The following is a 2,521-nucleotide window of genomic DNA, read 5'->3' on the forward strand; positions in this document are numbered from 1 at the left end:
CAAATTCCAATCCATGTTTTCCATTGAAAAAGGTGTCTTCAGTTCCTTTTTGAATACGCAAAGAGTAGGGGAGCGGTATGTGGCGACTGACAATGCCGGCAAACTCAAACCTTATCAGCTTTGGGATATAGGAGTAAATTACCGATGGACAGTCGGAGGAAAACTATCAGGGAATTTGGGAACTCAAATTAATAACCTATTCGATACAGAATACCATGTTTTACGGCTTAGGGCCATGCCCGGAAGAAATTATCAATTCAATTTAAATATCACACTATGAAATCGAGCATGACTAAAACATCCCACGGAAATATGTTGGTCATATATGCGAGATTCCATATGGCTACTAAAAAACAATTATATACATATGAATCAATTTAGATTACTAACAGCTTTATGTGCTTTAGCTTTATGTGCAGTTTCCTGTACCGATGATGGTCCTGAGATCCCATTGGGGGAATTTGAAAAAGGGGTATTGATCATCAATGAGGGTGCCTTTGGTGCCAATGACGGTGAGGTTTACCATTATGACCCGGTATCAGGAGATATAAAGAATGATATTTTCGAATCAAAAAACGGAAGACCATTTGCAGGCTTGATTCAGGATATTGTTGAATTAGAAGACAGAATGTACCTTGTCGCAAATACCGGGAAGGTTGAGTTAGTAGATCCCAAGGACTTTGCCAGCTTGGGGGCTGTGGATGCTGATCTGGTAAACAGCAGGTCATTGGCTGTGGCCAACCAAAAGTTGTACATCAGTGATTGGGGACCATACGATCCAAGTTTTCAGAATCCGGATTCATATATTGCTGTGGTCAATGGGCTTAATGGTGGGACTGTTTCCGAAAAAATACCTGTACCGAGTAGGCCGGAGGGACTAATCGTGGCGGGAAATTTTCTATATGTTGCTTGTGCTGCTGCAAAAAACTTCAAGTTATATCATTGGCCACTGATGCAGTCACGAGTAGTCAGGATGTAGAGGGCACTCCTTCCAAATTGAAGATAATTAATGGCAGACTTTATCTTTTTGCAAGGGATGCCGGCCACATTTATTTCCACGAGATCAACAGGAACAATTTTAATATCCAAAATACGATTGAGATTCCTTTGGCGAATGCCACATCCAATTTTGCCATTGGAGATGGAGGTGATGCTTATGTGCTAACTTCTACAGGATGGCCTGATTACAATGATGCCGTAGCCAAGGTTTCCATGAATTCAGCTACCGTGGTCAATCAATCTCTGTTTACAGGTTTAGGATTATATGGAATTGGGTTCCAACCGGTAAGCAAGGAAATTTATATTGCCGACAACAATGGATTTCAGGGAAATGGCACTGTCATCATAATCAATGGTGGGGGTCAGGTAGTTAAAACACTTGAAGCTGGTAGAGGTCCATCGGGATTTGTATTTAAATAAAAACCTCTATGTGCTCTATGTTTCTATGTGGTAAAATCAATTACCACATAGACACATAGTTCACATAGACTCCAGCTTTATTTGTTGTGATATAGTAATTGAAAATCGCAATATTGCTTAATCGGTTCTAAATGAAGTTATTAAAAAAACATAGTGATCCGCAAATTAAAATCAGGTGTATTTGAGCTTTCTTTCAAAAAACACCTTACCATTGGTTTTGATATGCTCAACCAATCCTTCATGGTTAATCTGATGAAAAATGGAAAGATCAATTATGTAGGGTAATAAAAGATCATCCAGTTCATTTTCAATTTTCAAAAGTTCGGTCAAAGTCAGGGTCTCTCCAAAAAGCGTTAAATCAATATCAGAACCATTTCTAAAATTCCCGATAGCCCTTGAACCATAAACAACACATTTCTCAATGTTTGGGTATTTTTTCAAAACACCTAAAATTGATTCCATGGTTTTATTTGAGAGTCCAAATTGATTCATTTTCTTTTATCCTTGATTTCCAACATTTTCTCCTCAAACTCTTTGAACAGTTCAAAATACCATTCTGTAATTTTTTCAGTTATTTCAGAAGCAATGTCTTCATTATAAGTATGGGAAGTTTTATTCCGACTTTTGATCATTTCCATCCATCCATCTCCATCCACAATCAAACCAACCTTAAATGCTTCTCTTGTAGCATCTCTGGATCCGATAATTTCCGAGTTTCCTTGAAAGAAAAAATAATCTTTTATCACATTCCAAGCCAATTCATGGGTAAATTCAAATACCTGTATCAAGCCTTGTTTTTCGAGGTCCGTCAATTCTCTTTCCTCCGAAAGCTTTACCGCATTTTCCAACTGGAATAAGGCTTTAAGGTAATTCTCAAACCTTTGTTCCCACCTTGTATTTTCCATCATTGAATTAGATATGAATTAAAGATAATCAAAATTAATGCATATTTGGTAAAAAAGGAGGATGGAACTCAAATGGAAAAAAAATTCGGATTTATTGAAATGACTTAGTTTTCTACTTTGCCCCGGCTAGTAAATAAAGCACTGCCATTCGAATCGCCACCCCATTTTCTACCTGTTGGAGGATGATGGAATGCTCA

Annotated in this window: 4 protein-coding genes and 1 pseudogene; 3 read left to right on the forward strand and 2 right to left on the reverse strand. The window is 37.8% G+C overall.

Annotated elements, in window-relative coordinates; all coding sequences use genetic code 11:
- The 3 genes and pseudogenes from ACEW8O_RS13850 to ACEW8O_RS13860 form a co-directional block, all read left to right on the forward strand.
- Positions 1-280: pseudogene (locus ACEW8O_RS13850) on the forward strand (TonB-dependent receptor); the annotation flags it as partial.
- Between the two features lie 87 nt (positions 281-367).
- Positions 368-979 (forward strand): DUF5074 domain-containing protein, encoded by a 612-nt coding sequence (locus ACEW8O_RS13855; RefSeq protein ID WP_373495220.1) that lies wholly within the window; start codon positions 368-370, stop codon positions 977-979.
- Positions 943-1,419, forward strand: a complete 477-nt coding sequence (locus ACEW8O_RS13860; RefSeq protein ID WP_373495221.1) for a YncE family protein — start codon at positions 943-945, stop codon at positions 1,417-1,419. The genes ACEW8O_RS13855 and ACEW8O_RS13860 overlap by 37 nt, the downstream gene beginning before the upstream one ends.
- 171 nt (positions 1,420-1,590) lie before the next feature.
- Here the strand turns inward: ACEW8O_RS13860 and ACEW8O_RS13865 are convergent, their stop codons facing one another.
- Both ACEW8O_RS13865 and ACEW8O_RS13870 read right to left on the reverse strand, forming a co-directional pair.
- Positions 1,591-1,881 carry a nucleotidyltransferase domain-containing protein gene (locus tag ACEW8O_RS13865; RefSeq protein WP_373495222.1) on the reverse strand — a complete coding sequence of 97 codons (291 nt, stop codon included), beginning with the start codon at positions 1,879-1,881 and terminating at the stop codon, positions 1,591-1,593.
- Between the two features lie 26 nt (positions 1,882-1,907).
- Positions 1,908-2,324, reverse strand: coding sequence for a nucleotidyltransferase substrate binding protein (locus tag ACEW8O_RS13870; RefSeq protein ID WP_373495223.1), 417 nt, complete (start codon positions 2,322-2,324; stop codon positions 1,908-1,910).
- Between the last annotated feature and the right edge of the window lie 197 nt (positions 2,325-2,521).

Origin of the sequence: Aquiflexum sp., from assembly GCF_041749095.1 — a bacterium.
GTDB lineage: Bacteria > Bacteroidota > Bacteroidia > Cytophagales > Cyclobacteriaceae > Aquiflexum.

Coding starts and splice junctions, on each gene's coding strand:
- ACEW8O_RS13855 (WP_373495220.1), top strand. CDS start 368: ATGAATCAATTTAGATTACTAACAGCTTTATGTGCTTTAGCTTTATGT.
- ACEW8O_RS13865 (WP_373495222.1), bottom strand. CDS start 1,881: ATGGAATCAATTTTAGGTGTTTTGAAAAAATACCCAAACATTGAGAAA.
- ACEW8O_RS13870 (WP_373495223.1), bottom strand. CDS start 2,324: ATGGAAAATACAAGGTGGGAACAAAGGTTTGAGAATTACCTTAAAGCC.